The following is a 15,371-nucleotide window of genomic DNA, read 5'->3' as shown; positions in this document are numbered from 1 at the left end:
CTTAAAACGCCAGCTCCGCGCTGACGTACATCACGCGTCGCTCATCGTAGCGATTGTCGATGAAAGTGGTGGGCTGATTGTCCAGGCGTTGCTGGAGTACGCCGGCCAGTTCCAGGCTGGCCTTGCCCAGGCCGATGCGTTTGGCGATGCGTGTGTCGACGCGCTCGAAGCGATAGCCATTGAGCGCATCATCACCATAGTAGAAGAGGGCGCTATTCCAGCCGTAACCCCAGTCTCGCAACCAACCGGCGGACCCGCTGTTGCGTGCCGTCTGCAGTTCGTCCTGCGGATTGCTCGCGTCGGCGTCGACGTAGGCATAGGTCAGGCGCAGCCGGTCGGCCTGGCCGATTCTCCAGTCAAGCTGGGTTTCGGCGCCCGAATAACGCGCCGTGTTGGCATTGCTCGCAATGAACTGATTGTTGCGCAGCGGCTCGCTGATCATGCCGGTGATCTCGTCATGGAACAGCTTCAGGTCGACCGCCAGCCGCCACTCGGCAAAGTAGCCGTTGTAGCCCAGTTCCCGTGAACGCATGTGTTCCTGATCGAGGTCGCCAGGGCCACGGGTCTTGACGAAATAGCGGGCGCTGGACTGGCCATACGCACCAGGACTGAGCCCCGTGACGCGGTAGCTCCAGTTGACGCTGTTCTCGAACATGTCCGGCGAACGGATGGCTTCGGAATACACCGCGCGCACACCGTGGCGTGGATTGATCAGGTAGTTGACCGCCACCCGTGGGGTCAGCGAACTGCCGATCAACCGGGTGTCTTCGAACATGGCGCCGCCCTGTAGCAGCCAGTGTTCGCTGGCGCGCCACTCAAGTTGGCCGAACGCCCGCCAGGTCGTGTCATCGAGGATGCCATTGAAGTAGGTCTCGGAATCTGCCCGGTCGTAACGATAGTTCACGCCGCTGACCAGCCGCAGGCTATCGGACAGGCTCAGGGTGTCCTGCAGTTCCAGGTCGTAGCGTGATTCACGGGTGCTTTGGTCGATGTTGCCGCAAACGGTCTGGCGGGCGCCGTTGCGCCATTGGTCGAGCACCTGATTGGCCAAGGCCTGGCGGGCGGGGTCGCCGGCAGGTGCAGCGGAGCCGGCGAAATGCTCGATGTTGCGTGCCAGGCGTTCGGTGTAGTTCGGGTCGAGTTGCCACAGTTCAGTCAACTGCGGGCTGAACGAAACCTCGGCATCACAGGCGCGCCAGTTTTGCTGACGGTCCCAATGCTGGGCCGAGCCCTGGATGTACAGGGTGTGATCGGGATTGATGTCGAGGTTCCAGCGCAGCGAACCGGCGTAATCCTTGGCGCTGACGTCGGAATTGTTCCCGGAACTTGTCGTCCCTGAAAACACCGGGCGGTAGGTGTAGGGACGCTGGTTGCTGCCTTCCTTGGCGTTCAATTGCCAATCGATGTTTTGCCTTTCGTTGAGTGTCTGGCTGACGGCCAGGTTGAAGCGGTTCAAGCGGCGGCTGTCACGGAAGTCGGCGCCATTACGGTCGGTGTCGAAGCCGTCGTCCTGCTGGCCGGACAGCGACAGACGCAAGTCACCGTCATCCCAACCCACGCCCTGGCTGGCGTAAAAATCGTCGATGCCGCGCTGGCCGCGGGTGACTTTCATCCGCGTACCGTGGCTGTCCGCCGGATGGCGCGTGATGACGTTGACCACCGCCATCAACGCATTGGCGCCATAACTGACGGTGTTCGGGCCGCGGAAGACTTCGATGCGCTCGATGTCTTCCAGCGCCACCGGAATTTCGCTCCAGTCCACGGTGGCCAGGCCGGCGCGGTAGACCGAGCGGCCATCGATCAGCACCTGCATGCGTCGCGCTGCGGTGGCATTGGTGCCGTGGTAGTTCACCGTCGCCTGATTGCCGCTGATGTGGCCGACCATCATGCCCGGCACCAGTCGCAGCACTTCACTGAGGTCACGGGCGCCGCTGGCGGTGATCAGGGCGTTGTCGATCACCGTCATGCTTCCCGGCACGGCCGCCGGCGACTGCTTCAGGCGCGTGGCCGTCAGCACGGGCGGCAGCGGATCGCTGTCGAGAAACAGGTCGTCGGCCAGCGATGGCGAGCTGAAGACCAGTGCCAGTACCAGCGGCGAGCGGGGTGAAGGCGAACCCAATGACACAACACATCCTTGTTTATGATGGATGGCGCGCATGTTAACCGAGACGATCCAGTTTTCCAGTCACGATGTCAGCATTTTCCTCGGTTTTATCGGTCTTCTTTCAACAGGCGCGGGTAATTCACGCGGGGGCTGGCCGCCACTGGGACGCTCCGTATAATGCCGACATCGCCACTGGTATGGATTAACGGATTGCATATGACTGAACAGCGCCCGATTGCGGTCCTGGGAGGCGGAAGTTTTGGTACCGCCGTGGCTAACCTGCTGGCTGAAAACGGCCATCAGGTCCTGCAGTGGATGCGTGATCCCGAACAGGCCGAGGCCATCCGGGTCAATCGCGAGAACCCGCGATACCTCAAGGGCATCAAGATTCTGCCCGGCGTCACGCCGGTCACCGACCTGCAAACCACCCTGGAAGCCTGCGACCTGAGCTTTGTCGCCTTGCCCTCCAGCGCGTTGCGTTCGGTGCTGGCCCCGCACGCCGAGCGGCTGCGCGGCAAGATGCTGGTGAGCCTGACCAAAGGCATCGAGGCCCACACCTTCAAGCTGATGAGCCAGATCCTTGAAGAAATCGCCCCGCAAGCGCGCATTGGCGTGCTGTCCGGGCCTAACCTGGCCCGTGAAATCGCCGAACACGCACTGACCGCCACCGTGGTCGCCAGCGAAGACGAAAAACTCTGCGAATGGGTGCAGGCCGTGCTGCATGGCCGTACGTTCCGTGTGTATGCCAGTGCCGACCGTTTCGGCGTGGAGCTGGGCGGGGCGTTGAAAAACGTCTACGCGATCATCGCCGGCATGGCGGTGGCGCTGGACATGGGCGAAAACACCAAGAGCATGCTGATCACCCGGGCGCTGGCGGAGATGACCCGCTTCGCGGTGAATCAGGGCGCCAACCCGATGACCTTCCTCGGCCTGGCCGGCGTGGGCGATTTGATCGTGACCTGTTCATCGCCCAAAAGCCGTAACTATCAGGTCGGGTTCGCCCTGGGCCAGGGCTTGAGCCTGGACGAGGCGGTCAATCGCCTGGGAGAAGTGGCCGAGGGTGTGAATACCCTCAAGGTGCTCAAGGCCAAGGCGCAGGAAGTCGGCGTGTATATGCCGCTGGTCGCCGGGCTGCACGCGATTTTGTTCGAAGGGCGCACGCTTGAGCAGGTGATCGGGCTGCTGATGCGCGGCGAGCCGAAAACCGACGTCGACTTCATTTCCACCAGCGGTTTCAACTGAGCCCTCTATTTAACAGGAACGGAGCGAGACATGAGCGATCAAAAAGTAGAAGCCAAATACGAGTCCATCCTGCTGCGGGTGCTGTGGATGGTCGTCTTTGTGCTGGTCTGGCAAGTGGCGCAATTCATTCTTGGCGCCGTGGTGCTCGTGCAGTTGATCTATCGTTTGATCTATGGTGCTCCGAGCGCCAGCCTGATGAACTTCGGCGACAGTCTGAGTCAGTTCCTGGCACAGATCGGCCGGTTCGGCAGCTTTCACAGCGACCAGAAGCCCTGGCCGTTCGCCGATTGGCCAACGCCGCGTACGCCGGAAGGTGAAGCGCCGCACGTCGTGGCGCCGGCTCCGCATCCGGCCCGAGATGAGGAACCCAAGCTATGAAACTCTGGGTATTGCGTCATGGTGAAGCCGTACCACACGGTTCCACGCCCCACGATTCGGAGCGGGAATTGACTGCCCACGGTCGGGAAGAAGTGCTGCGCGCCGCCGCCAACCTGGTTGGCCAGCCGCTGACAGCGATTTATGCCAGCCCTTACATGCGAGCGCAGCAGACCGCGCAACTGGTCAAGGATACCTTGGGTTTCGAACCGGAAATCCGCACCGTCGAGTGGCTGACCCCGGATTTCGATCCCGACCGGGTCACCGACCAATTGAAATCGGTGACCAATGTGCTGCTGGTTTCACATAACCCGCTGGTGGGCAATCTGCTCAGCTACCTGCAACATGGCGCGGGCCATCCGCCGGAAAGGGTCAGTACCGCCGGCCTGGCGGAACTCGAAAGCAATGAACTGCTGATCGGGGCGATGAAGCTCAACAGCATCAAGCACCCTTAAGTACAAAAGATCGCAGCCTTCGGCAGCTCCTACATCGGGTTGTATACCTCCTGTAGGAGCTGCCGAAGGCTGCGATCTTTTGATCTTGTTTTCACTTACAAAAAAATAACCAAGCACTTGCTTGGTTGACTACGCTTGCTCCAGACCAAAAACAAAGGAGCGAGTCGCATGCCTGCTGCTTTTCGTTTGCCGCTGGACGTGTTCTACGAGCGTGAGGCCCGTCATCCCCGCCAGCGCTTCCTGGTCCAGCCCATCGGCGGCGGGCAGGTCGAAACCCTGACCTGGGCCGACGTCGGCCACCAGGCCCGTTGCGCGGCGCACTGGCTGCGGTCTCGCGAATTGCCCCAAGGCAGCCACATCGCCCTGATTTCGAAAAACTGCGCGCACTGGATCATTGCCGACCTGGCGATCTGGATGGCCGGGCACGTCTCGGTGCCGCTTTACCCGAACCTGACGGCCGAGTCCGTGGCCCAGGTGCTGGAACACTCGGAAGCGGCGCTGGCCTTTATCGGCAAACTCGACGACTGGCCGGGCATGTCCCGCGGCGTCAGCCCGGACCTGGTGACCATCAGCCTGCCCTTGCATCCGCCGGGCGATTTCGATTTCAGCTGGAACGACCTGCAGCGCAGCTCACCGATCCAGGACGACCCCAAGCCTGGCGCCGACAGACTCGCGACGATCATCTACACCTCCGGCACCACGGGCATGCCCAAGGGGGTGATGCACAGTTTCGCTAACCTGGGATTCGCCACCACCCGCGGTACGCAGTTGTTCGGCCTGAATGAGTCGGACCGACTGCTGTCCTATCTGCCGCTGTGTCACGTCGCCGAGCGAATGTTCGTCGAACTGGCGTCGATCTATACCGGCCAAACCGTGTTCTTTGCCGAGAGCCTCGACACGTTCCTCGACGATTTACGGCGTGCCCGGCCGACGGCGATGTTTGGCGTACCGCGCATCTGGACCAAATTCCAGATGGGCGTGTACAGCAAGATCCCGGCAAAACGCCTCGACTTCCTGCTCGGTTTGCCCATCATCGGCAAGCGGGTCGGTCACAAGGTGTTGACGGGGTTGGGGCTGGACGCCTTGCGGGTTGCCTTGTCCGGTGCGGCGCCAGTGCCACTGACCTTGCTGCGCTGGTATCAGAAGCTTGGGCTCGACGTGCTGGAGGTCTACGGCATGACCGAGAGCTGCGGTTATTCGCACATCTGCCTGCCGGGGCAGTTCAAGGACGGCTGGATCGGCAAGCCATGCCCGGAAGTCGAAGTGCGGATCGACGAGTCGGGCGAAGTCCAGGTTCGCAGCGGCGCGACGATGGTCGGTTATTTCAAGGAACCGCAGAAAACCGCCGAGACCATCACCGGGGACGGCTTCCTGCGCACCGGCGACAAAGGCGAGCAAGATGCAGGCGGCCATCTGCGCCTGACCGGGCGCCTGAAGGAAATTTTCAAGACCAGCAAAGGCAAATACGTGGCCCCGGCCCCCATTGAAAATCGCCTGGCGGTGCATTCACGCATCGAGCAGGTGTGCGTGGTGGGCGATGGCCTGAGTGCGCCGCTGGGCTTGTGCGTACTCTCGGCGGTGGGGCAGCAGGACGCGGGAGGCACGGCGCGTGCGGGCTTGCACTCCAGCCTGGAAAAACTGCTGGAGGAGGTCAATGCAGCCCTCGATAAACACGAGCGCTTGCGACGCCTGGTGGTGGTCAAGGACAGCTGGGCGGTGGAAAACGGCTTTCTCACCCCGACCCTGAAGATCAAGCGCAATGTGATCGAAGCGGCCTATGGAGCCCGCTTCGAAGAATGGAGCGAGCGCAGTGAAGCGGTGCTGTGGCAGGATTAAGGTACGAATAAAACCAACAAGGAAACGCAGCGATGAGCCTTTGGCGCACCACTCCCAACATCGAACAGTTGAACGCAATCCAGAAAAACACCATCGGCGAAGTGCTGGATATCCGCTTTGAAGCCTTCGATGAAGAGTCGCTGACCGCGAGCATGGTCATCGACCATCGCACCCACCAGCCCTACGGCCTGCTGCATGGCGGCGCCTCGGTGGTACTGGCCGAGTCCGTCGGTTCCATGGCCAGTTACCTGTGCATCGACGCCAGCAAGTTCTACTGCGTGGGCCTGGAAATCAACGCCAACCACCTGCGTGGACTGAGAAGTGGGCGGGTGACCGCAGTGGCCAGGGCGATTCACATCGGCCGCACGACCCACGTCTGGGACATTCGCCTGACCAGCGATGAGGGCAAGGCCAGTTGTGTGTCGCGGTTGACCATGGCGGTGGTGCCGCTGGGTGAAAACCCGCCTGCACGTTGACCCCCGTACCTGTAGGAGCGAGCCCCGCTCGCGATGGTCGTCAACGATAACGCTGGTTGCCTGGCACCCCGCGGCGTTCGTGAGTCCATCGCGAGCAGGGCTCGCACCTACAGGACAAGGGCAACATCACCATGGCCGGACTGTCATCATTCCTGTCCGTTACAGTCATTGCCGCAGGGCGCAGTCTTACGGACAATCAACGCCTGTTCTCGCTCATGGATTTGCCGGTATGTCGCAACAGATATTTTTCGCCCACGCCAACGGTTTCCCATCGGGCACCTATGGCAAGTTGTTCGCGGCGCTGGCGCCCGAGTATCAGGTGACGCATCTGGAACAACACGCCCATGACCCGCGTTTCCCGGCGGACGACAACTGGTACAACCTGGTGGATGAGTTGATCCATCACTTGCAGCAACAGCTGGAACCGGTCTGGGGCGTTGGCCACTCCTTCGGCGGTGTATTGCATTTGCACGCCGCATTGCGCTGCCCCGAGCTGTATCGCGGGGTGGTCATGCTCGATTCGCCGGTACTGACCCGCGCCGATCAATGGGTGATCCGTGCCGCCAAGCGCTTCGGTTTCATCGATAGGCTCACACCCGCCGGCCGCACGTTGGGACGCCGCGAAGAGTTCGCCGATCTTGAGAGTGCACGCCGCTATTTCGCCGGTAAAACCCTGTTTCGCGGCTTCGATCCGGAGTGTTTCGACGCCTACCTGCAACACGGTCTGCAGCCGGTCGGCGACAAGCTGCGCCTGCGCTTTGACCCTGCCACCGAAATCAGCATCTACCGTGGCGTGCCCCACACCAGCCCCGGCCGGACCGGGCAATTGAAAGTGCCGCTGGCGCTGGTTCGCGGGCACGACAGTCGGGTGGTGATGCGTTATCACGCCAGCTCGGTCGGGCGCATGCCGCTGGGAGAAGCCCTGACCGTGCCCGGTGGCCACATGTTTCCCCTGGAACGTCCAGTGGACACGGCCTCGATGCTTAAAAACCTGTTCAGCCGCTGGGACGGTCGCCAGCGGGATTGCGCATGAATAACGTCGTCGAAGAGGTCCGCCTGAGCCTGCCGCACATCGAGCTGGCGGCTCACCTGTTCGGCCCCGAGGACGGCTTGCCGGTGATTGCCCTGCATGGCTGGCTGGACAACGCCAACAGCTTCGCCCGGCTGGCGCCCAGGCTCAAAGGCTTGCGCATCATTGCCCTGGACATGGCCGGCCACGGTCATTCCGGGCACCGCCCGCCCGGCGCAGGTTACGCCATGTGGGACTACGCCCACGATGTGCTGCAGGTCGCCGAGCAGCTTGGCCTGAAGCGGTTTGCGCTGATGGGGCATTCCATGGGCGCGATCGCCTCCTTGATCATTGCCGGATCGTTCCCGGAGCGTGTCACGCATCTGGCGTTGATCGACGGTGTCATTCCTCCTACGGACAAAGGCGAAAATGCTGCCGAGCGCATGGGCATGGCCCTGCAGGCGCAGCTGGATCTTCGGGAAAAACGCAAGCCGGTCTACAAAACCCTCGAACGGGCGATCGAGGCGCGCATGAAAGGACTGGTGGCGGTGAGCCGCGAGGCCGCCGAGTTGCTGGCCCAACGGGGCCTGATGCCGGTGCCCGGCGGTTACACCTGGCGCACCGACAATCGCCTCACGCTGCCATCGCCGCTGCGTCTGACCACCGAACAAGCCATGGCCTTCGTCCAGCGCATCGGTTGTCCTGCAAAACTGGTGGTGGCTGCCGACGGCATGCTCGCCAAACATCCGGAGTTGCTGGAGCGTCTACCCTTTAGCCGTGAACAGCTGCCAGGCGGCCATCATTTGCACCTGAATGACGAGCACGGTGCCGATCTTGTCGCAGACTGTTTCAATCGGTTCTTCGCCGTTCCTTGACTTGCGCCGGGCAACTGTCGAGGCTTGGTGGGTTGAAAAGGGAGACAACCATGATAGATCTCTACACCGCTGCGACCCCGAATGGCCGGATTGCCAACACCGCCGTGTTCGATGACGCCAGCGTCGTCAAGGATGCCCAGACCATGCTGATCCGATGAGTGCATCGATGCGTTCCCTCAGCCTGCTGGCGCTGTGCAGTTTCAGTTCCCTATCCTTTGCCGCTGATATTCCGGGCAGTCAGGACCTGCCGATCGTACCGCGCATGGTCGATGCGCAGATCGTCGACTATCGTCCTGCGGCCGAACTCGAGCGGATCTACCCGCTGGGTTCGATCCGCAAGATCAGCGGCCAGTTGCGTTTCGATGGCCAGGTCAACGCCCGTGGCAATGCCACGTCGGTGACTTACGAGTTGCCGCCCGAACATTCATCCATCGACGCGTTCACCGCAGCCCGCGAAGCCTTGCAGAAGCAGGACGCCCAGTTGCTGTTCTGGTGCCAGGCGCGCGATTGCGGCGAAAGCAGCCTGTGGGCCAACGAGGTGTTCGGCAACGCCAAGCTCTATGGCTCGGACAATGAACAGGCTTATTTGCTGCTGCGCCTGGCCGCGCCACGGGACAACACCCTGGTGGCGCTCTACAGCATTACCCGAGGCAATCGAAAAGCCTACCTGCACGTCGAGCAGTTCGAGGCTGCCGCACCATTGGGCGATTTGTTGCCGACCTCCGCGACCTTGCTGCGTGAACTCAAGAGCACCGGCGAACTCGACTTCCCCAAACTGACCAGCGCGCCCGATGACACCTGGCTGCGATTGATCTCCCGTGGCCTGAACCTGGACGCGACCCTGCGGGTCAGTGTTTCCGGGCCGAATGCCGAAGCCTGGCGGCAGGCGTTGATCGGGCAGGGCGTGCGGGCCGCCCGGATGGAAACCGGTGGTATCGAAGGCTCTGGCCTGCACTTCCAACTGCTGCGATAAGCGTTAAAAGGTGAACGCGTCCCGCGCGTTCGCCTACTCTTTTGCGGACTGACTTTTTTTGAGAATCGAATGATCAATAACGATCGGCTGTTGGTGCAGATCCTGCTCCTGGTGCTGTTTGGCGCGAGCTTCTGGGTGATGGCGCCGTTCTGGTCGGCGTTGTTCTGGGGCGCGGTGCTGGCGTTTGCCAGCTGGCCGCTGATGCGTCTGCTGACCCGCTGGCTCAAGGGGCGCGAATCCCTGGCGGCCGCCCTGTTGACCGTGGGCTGGATGGTGTTGGTGGCGGCGCCCCTGGTGTGGCTGGGGTTCAACCTGGCGGATCACGTGCGTGATGCCACGGCGTTCATCAAGGATGTACAGGTCGATGGGTTGCCGGAAGCCCCGGTCTGGCTGGGCAGCATTCCTTTGGTGGGCGCTCGCCTGGTCGGCATCTGGAACAGTATCGATCAACAGGGCGCGGCCATGATGGTCTCGCTCAAGCCTTACTTCGGGCAGGTCGGTAACTGGCTGCTGGCGCGCAGTGCGCAGATTGGCGGCGGCATTCTCGAGCTGACCCTGAGCATCGTCTTCGTGTTCTTTTTCTATCGTGACGGGCCACGGCTGGCGGCCTTTGTCCACAGCTTGCTGGAACGCCTCATCGGCGATCGCGCCGGGTATTACATCGAGCTGGTGGCGGGCACGGTGCAGCGGGTGGTGAACGGCGTGATCGGTACGGCGGCGGCCCAGGCGGTACTGGCGCTGATCGGTTTCCTGATTGCCGGCGTGCCGGGTGCCCTGGTACTGGGCATCGTCACCTTCCTGCTCAGCCTGATTCCCATGGGGCCGCCGCTGGTGTGGGTCCCGGCCACGGCCTGGCTGGCCTGGAAAGGTGAGTACGGGATGGCGATATTCCTCGGGATCTGGGGCACGTTCATCATCAGTGGCGTGGACAACGTGCTCAAGCCTTACCTGATCAGTCGCGGCGGGAACCTGCCCTTGGTGATTGTATTGCTGGGAGTGTTTGGCGGGCTGATTGCGTTCGGTTTCATCGGCCTGTTCATCGGCCCGACGTTACTGGCGGTGGCCTACAGTCTATTGACCGACTGGAGCAAGAGTCAGGCGAAGGTCTGAGACCGTTGCCGAATGGAGGAGGGCGTGAGCAGAGGTGCGTAAAACAGACTCGCGATGATCCGACGGACGGATGATGGGGACCGTCAGACCAACGCCAGGCTGTAAAAACGCCTCGGGCTTCCTTGCCCGAGCCGTGTAGCGGGATCCATCAGAACTTCGCTTCAGCATCCAGTTGCAGGGTGTTGATGTCGGAGTCTTTCAGGTTGGCGTTGGTGTAGTCGGAATTGGCCATGAAGTACGTCGCGCCGAGGGCGAAGTTCTTGTCCAGCTCGTAGCTGACTTTCAGCTTGCTGCCACGCGAACCGGTAAAGCCGTTGGCGAAGTCGGAGTCGGTGAAGGCGCCAACCACGGCGTTACGCTGCACGTCGCGGTAGTTGTAGTCCAGGGCGAAGCCGTAGAACTTGGTCTTCACGCCCGCCAGCCAGGCGGTGTCCTGATCGTTGCTGGCATCTTTGTTGTTCACGTACTGACCGTACAGCGACAGCGGTACTGGCAGGCCGCCGATGTCGATCTGGCCAAAGCCTTCGTACAGTTTGAACTGCTCGTTCGGGCTGTTGCCGTTGATGGCCAGCTGGCCAGGAATGACGCCGGTGACCGGGGTGATGTCGTCATCGTTGTCGTAGCCGTAGACGCTGCCACCCAGGGTCAGTTTCAGGTTGTCGGTGATGGCGAAGCGTGCGCCCAACTGGCCAGCGTACAGGCGCAGGTCGTGCTTGAACTGCACGCCGTCGCCGTCGACGTTGTCCTTGAGGGTGTAGTGACCGGCGCTACCGAACAGCTCGGTAGAAGCGCCCAGCGGGTATTTGTAAGTCAGTGCCAGGCCTTCCGGGCTGATGTCGCTATCCCAGATGACGTCGCCCATGCTCACCCATTGCTGTGGCATCTTGCCGCCGACCACGTGCAGGTTCTTGATGGCGTCGGGGTGGTAGTCGACGTAACCCTGGTCCAGCCAGATCTGCTTCTTGTCGAAATAGTTGTCCAGGCTCTGGTTGGTGGAGCGAGGGTCGTCGTTGTTGCCGGTGGCGATACGGATGCCGGTGTCGACTTGCGGGTTGATTTCGCTGTAGGCACCCAGGCGAACGCGAATGCGCTGGCGGTCCTGGTCTTTGTTGTTTGGAACGCCATCGTTCTTGACCGTTTCCTGGCGGAAACGCACGTCGCCCTTGAATTGGGTCTTGGCGGCCCACGCCAGTTTCTGGTCGAAGGTGCTCAGCTCATTGGTTTTCTTCGCGGTTGCCGCGATCTGCTCGTTGGATTCCTGCTGAGCCTGGCGGGCGATTTGCTGTTCTTTCTGATCCCTGGCCAGCTCGGCTTGCAGTTCGCTGTACTGCGCGTTGGTAATCGAGCCGTTAGCCTTGAGCATGTCGAGCAGTTTGGCGTCGACTGCGGCGCTGGCCGGAACGCTCATGGCCAGCAGCAGGCCGCCACACAAGGCCGCCGCAGTTTTCGTGGAAGCAAGACGCATATCAATCTCCGAAGATGAGAGTGGATGACTGAGCCATCCAGGGCACAACCGACCATTGACGGACGGAAAACAGTGGCCGGGCTATAACCCGACGCTCTAAAAACAGGCGCCAGTATCGCGATGGTTTATGACAGAGCGGTGGCAATGTGATGGCATGTCGATGACGTTACGACGTCGTCGCGAACCATTGAGCTAGAGCGGTGTCGTCGATTGGCGGGTGTGTAATGGATGGCGATAAGCGATACTCGCCAGGCTTTCACGCCATGAACGAGTGAGGATGGTGATGCCGTTGCAACGTCTGCACAGTCTGTCCGAAATTGCCGCGCCAACGTGGGACGCTCTGGTGCCCGAGACGCAGCCGTTTCTGTGCCATGCCTTTCTCAGCGCGCTGGAAGACAGTGGCAGTGTCGGCCCTCATTCCGGCTGGCAACCCGAACATTTGCTGCATGTGGAAGGTGAGCGCCTGATCGCCGCATTGCCCGGTTACCGCAAATGGCATTCCTATGGCGAGTACGTGTTTGACCACGCCTGGGCCGATGCTTGCGAGCGCGCCGGTATCGATTACTACCCCAAATTCCTGAGCGCCGTGCCCTTCAGTCCGGTCAGCGGTCCGCGCTTGCTGGCGGCCCGCGTCGAGGATGGCTTTGAGCTATTGAACAGCCTGCCGGGCTATCTGGAGATCGAACAACTGTCCAGTGCCCATATCAATTTCACCGACCCGCTCACCGATGCCGCAATGGCTGAGCAACCGGGCTGGTTGCAGCGCATTGGCTGCCAGTACCACTGGCAAAACCGCGGCTATCGGGATTTCCAGGATTTCCTCGATGCCCTCAGTTCGCGCAAACGCAAACAGATGCGCAAGGAACGCGAGCAGGTGGCGGGGCAGGGCATCGAGTTCGAATGGCTCGAAGGCCGGCAACTGACTCAGGCGCAGTGGGATTTTGTTTATGCCTGTTATGCCAACACCTACGCAGTTCGGCGCCAAAGGCCCTACCTGACGCGGGCGTTTTTCAGCCTGCTGGCCGAGCGTATGCCGCAGTCGATTCGCGTGGTGTTGGCCAAGCAGGGTTCACGCCCGGTGGCGATGGCGTTCAGCCTGGTAGGGGGCGACAGTTTCTACGGCCGTTATTGGGGCTGTCTGGCGGAGTTCGATCGCCTGCACTTCGAGACGTGTTTCTACCAGGGCATGGACTATGCGATCGCCAACGGCTTCCAGCGCTTCGATGCCGGGGCCCAGGGTGAGCACAAATTGATACGCGGGTTTGAACCGGTGATCACCCATTCCTGGCATTACCTGCGCCATCCGGGTTTGAAGGCCGCGGTCAAGGATTTCCTTCATCAGGAACGGGTGGGGGTGCTGGCGTATGCCGAGGAGGCGAGGACGGCGTTGCCTTACCGCCAACCCTGAATTTCGCACAACTCCAATGTGGGAGCGGGCTTGCTCGCGAAAGCGGTGTATTAGGCAACAATGATGTCGCCTGACACACCGCTTTCGCGAGCAAGCCCGCTCCCACAGGGTGTAGTGTGAATTCAGGATTCAGTCTATCCCCACAAACCCGCCCGTCTGATGCTGCCACAACCGCGCATACAAACCGCCGTGGGCCAACAGTTCGGCGTGGCTGCCGGTCTCGGCGATCTTGCCGTTCTCCAGCACCACCAACCGGTCCATCCGGGCGATGGTCGAGAGCCGGTGGGCGATGGCGATCACGGTTTTGCCTTGCATCAGGGTTTCCAGGCTTTCCTGGATCGCCGCTTCGACTTCCGAATCCAGGGCCGAGGTGGCTTCGTCCATGATCAGGATCGGCGCGTCCTTGAGCAGCACGCGGGCAATGGCGATCCGCTGGCGCTGGCCGCCGGAGAGCTTAACCCCGCGTTCACCCACGTGGGCATCGAAACCGATGCGACCCTCGGCATCCGACAGCGTGGGAATGAAACCGTCAGCCCGCGCTTTGTGTACCGCCTCCCAGAGTTCCGCGTCGCTGGCGTCGGGCCTGCCATACAGCAGGTTGTCGCGGATCGAGCGGTGCAGCAGCGAGGTGTCCTGGGTGATCATGCCAATGCGCTCGCGCAGGCTTTCCTGGCTGACGTCGGCGATGTTCTGGCCGTCGATGAGGATGCGCCCGCTTTCCACGTCGTAGAGACGCAGCAGCAGGTTCACCAGGGTCGATTTGCCGGCGCCGGACGGGCCGATCAATCCGATTTTCTCTCCGGGCTTGATGCTCAGGTTGAGGTCGCCGATGACCCCGCTGTGCTTGCCGTAATGGAAGTCCACGTGTTCAAAACGCACTTCGCCCCGGCCCACGGCCAGTGGCTTGGCCTGGTCGCGGTCGGTGACCGTGACCGGTTGGGAGATGGTCTGCAGACCGTCCTGGACCATGCCGATGTTTTCGAAAATGCCGGTGACCACCCACATGATCCAGCCGGACATGTTGACGATGCGGATCACCAGCCCGGTCGCCAGGGCAATCGCGCCAACGGTGATCAGCGACTGCGACCACAGCCACAGCGCCAGGCCGGTGGTGCAGACAATCAGCAGGCCGTTGAGGCTGGTGATGACCACGTCCATGCTGGTGACGACGCGACCGGCCATCTGGGCTTTTTCGGTCTGTTCCTTGATCGCTTCGCGGGCGTACTGCTGCTCGTAGTTCGTGTGGGCAAACAGCTTCAGGGTGGTGATGTTGGTGTAGCCGTCGACGATCCTGCCCATGAGTTTGGAGCGTGCATCGGAGGACCTCACCGAACGGTCCTTGACCCGTGGCACGAAGTAGTAGAGCGCACCGATAAACCCGGCGATCCAGGTCAGCAGCGGGATCATCAGGCGCCAGTCGGCTTCGGCGAACAGCACCAGGGCGCTGATGGCGTAGATCAGCACATGCCAGAGCGCGTCAACCGCTTGAACGGCGGAATCGCGCAGGGAGTTACCGGTTTGCATGATGCGCTGGGCGATGCGCCCGGCGAAGTCGTTCTGGAAAAAATTCAGGCTCTGCTTGAGCACGTAGCTGTGGTTTTGCCAGAGGATCATGCTGGTCATGCTGGGGCTGAGGGTCTGATGCACCAGCAGGTCATGCAGGCCGACGAACACCGGCCGCAGGATCAGCGCAACCACCACCATCCAGGTCAGTTCGAGGCCATGTTCCTTGAAGAAATCGGCATTGGGTGTGCCCTGTGCCAGGTCAATGATGCGGCTCAGGTAGCTGAACAGTGCCACTTCGATCAGTGCACCGAACAGGCCGACAATCAGCAGGGCGGCGAAGCTCGGCCAGACCTGCTTGAGGTAATAGGTATAGAAAGGCCAGACACGATTTGGCGGAGCGGCTGACGGGGCGTCGCGAAAGATGTCGATCAGTTTTTCAAAGCGGCGATAAAGCATCGGTTTTCCACCCGCGAACGGGCACTCCTTTTGACGGTTTGAGCGCTGCCGGCACAGCCGGCAACGGCTCGGACATCCTTG

13 protein-coding genes are annotated in these 15,371 nt (G+C 61.5%); 10 read left to right on the top strand and 3 right to left on the bottom strand.

Going from position 1 to position 15,371, the window contains the following annotated elements:
- Window position 1: 1 nt before the first annotated feature.
- The gene (locus F8N66_RS25715) at window positions 2-2,125 is read right to left on the bottom strand and encodes a TonB-dependent receptor plug domain-containing protein (RefSeq protein WP_150772819.1); all 2,124 of its coding nucleotides are present in this window, start codon (window positions 2,123-2,125) and stop codon (window positions 2-4) included.
- Window positions 2,126-2,320: 195 nt separating this feature from the next.
- Here F8N66_RS25715 and F8N66_RS25710 point away from each other — a divergent pair, with 195 nt between their 5' ends.
- The 9 genes from F8N66_RS25710 (at window position 2,321) to F8N66_RS25670 (ending at window position 10,455) form a co-directional block, all read left to right on the top strand.
- Window positions 2,321-3,346, top strand: coding sequence for an NAD(P)H-dependent glycerol-3-phosphate dehydrogenase (locus F8N66_RS25710; RefSeq protein ID WP_150772818.1), 1,026 nt, complete (start codon window positions 2,321-2,323; stop codon window positions 3,344-3,346).
- 30 nt (window positions 3,347-3,376) lie between these two features.
- Window positions 3,377-3,724 (top strand): DUF4389 domain-containing protein, encoded by a 348-nt coding sequence (locus F8N66_RS25705; RefSeq protein WP_096509505.1) that lies wholly within the window; start codon window positions 3,377-3,379, stop codon window positions 3,722-3,724.
- Window positions 3,721-4,176 carry a phosphohistidine phosphatase SixA gene (gene sixA, locus F8N66_RS25700; protein WP_150772817.1) on the top strand — a complete coding sequence of 152 codons (456 nt, stop codon included), beginning with the start codon at window positions 3,721-3,723 and terminating at the stop codon, window positions 4,174-4,176. The genes F8N66_RS25705 and sixA overlap by 4 nt, the downstream gene beginning before the upstream one ends.
- Window positions 4,177-4,344: 168 nt before the next feature.
- Window positions 4,345-6,012 (top strand): AMP-binding protein, encoded by a 1,668-nt coding sequence (locus tag F8N66_RS25695; protein WP_150772816.1) that lies wholly within the window; start codon window positions 4,345-4,347, stop codon window positions 6,010-6,012.
- 32 nt (window positions 6,013-6,044) lie between these two features.
- Window positions 6,045-6,488: a hotdog fold thioesterase gene (locus F8N66_RS25690; RefSeq protein WP_150772815.1), complete on the top strand. Its 444-nt coding sequence runs from the start codon at window positions 6,045-6,047 to the stop codon at window positions 6,486-6,488.
- A gap of 229 nt (window positions 6,489-6,717) precedes the next feature.
- Complete coding sequence (locus F8N66_RS25685; protein ID WP_150772814.1) at window positions 6,718-7,521, top strand: alpha/beta fold hydrolase; 804 nt, start codon at window positions 6,718-6,720, stop codon at window positions 7,519-7,521.
- Window positions 7,518-8,372: an alpha/beta hydrolase gene (locus tag F8N66_RS25680; protein WP_150772813.1), complete on the top strand. Its 855-nt coding sequence runs from the start codon at window positions 7,518-7,520 to the stop codon at window positions 8,370-8,372. Before F8N66_RS25685 ends, F8N66_RS25680 begins: the two co-directional genes overlap by 4 nt.
- Window positions 8,373-8,538: 166 nt before the next feature.
- Complete coding sequence (locus tag F8N66_RS25675) at window positions 8,539-9,345, top strand: DUF4892 domain-containing protein (RefSeq protein ID WP_150772812.1); 807 nt, start codon at window positions 8,539-8,541, stop codon at window positions 9,343-9,345.
- Between the two features lie 69 nt (window positions 9,346-9,414).
- Complete coding sequence (locus tag F8N66_RS25670) at window positions 9,415-10,455, top strand: AI-2E family transporter (RefSeq protein WP_150772811.1); 1,041 nt, start codon at window positions 9,415-9,417, stop codon at window positions 10,453-10,455.
- Window positions 10,456-10,603: 148 nt separating this feature from the next.
- Here F8N66_RS25670 and F8N66_RS25665 read toward each other — a convergent pair whose 3' ends face one another.
- Window positions 10,604-11,920, bottom strand: a complete 1,317-nt coding sequence (locus tag F8N66_RS25665; RefSeq protein WP_150772810.1) for a putative porin — start codon at window positions 11,918-11,920, stop codon at window positions 10,604-10,606.
- Window positions 11,921-12,203: 283 nt separating this feature from the next.
- Between F8N66_RS25665 and F8N66_RS25660 the strand changes: the two genes are divergently transcribed.
- Window positions 12,204-13,328 carry a GNAT family N-acetyltransferase gene (locus tag F8N66_RS25660; protein WP_150772809.1) on the top strand — a complete coding sequence of 375 codons (1,125 nt, stop codon included), beginning with the start codon at window positions 12,204-12,206 and terminating at the stop codon, window positions 13,326-13,328.
- 129 nt (window positions 13,329-13,457) lie between these two features.
- Here F8N66_RS25660 and F8N66_RS25655 read toward each other — a convergent pair whose 3' ends face one another.
- Window positions 13,458-15,290 carry an ABC transporter ATP-binding protein gene (locus F8N66_RS25655; protein WP_150772808.1) on the bottom strand — a complete coding sequence of 611 codons (1,833 nt, stop codon included), beginning with the start codon at window positions 15,288-15,290 and terminating at the stop codon, window positions 13,458-13,460.
- Window positions 15,291-15,371: the final 81 nt, after the last annotated feature.

It is taken from the genome of Pseudomonas fluorescens (assembly GCF_902498195.1).
Lineage (GTDB): Bacteria > Pseudomonadota > Gammaproteobacteria > Pseudomonadales > Pseudomonadaceae > Aquipseudomonas > Aquipseudomonas fluorescens_BU.
The sequence above is the reverse complement of the archived record's forward strand: the minus strand, read 5'-3'. Positions and strand labels throughout refer to the sequence as shown.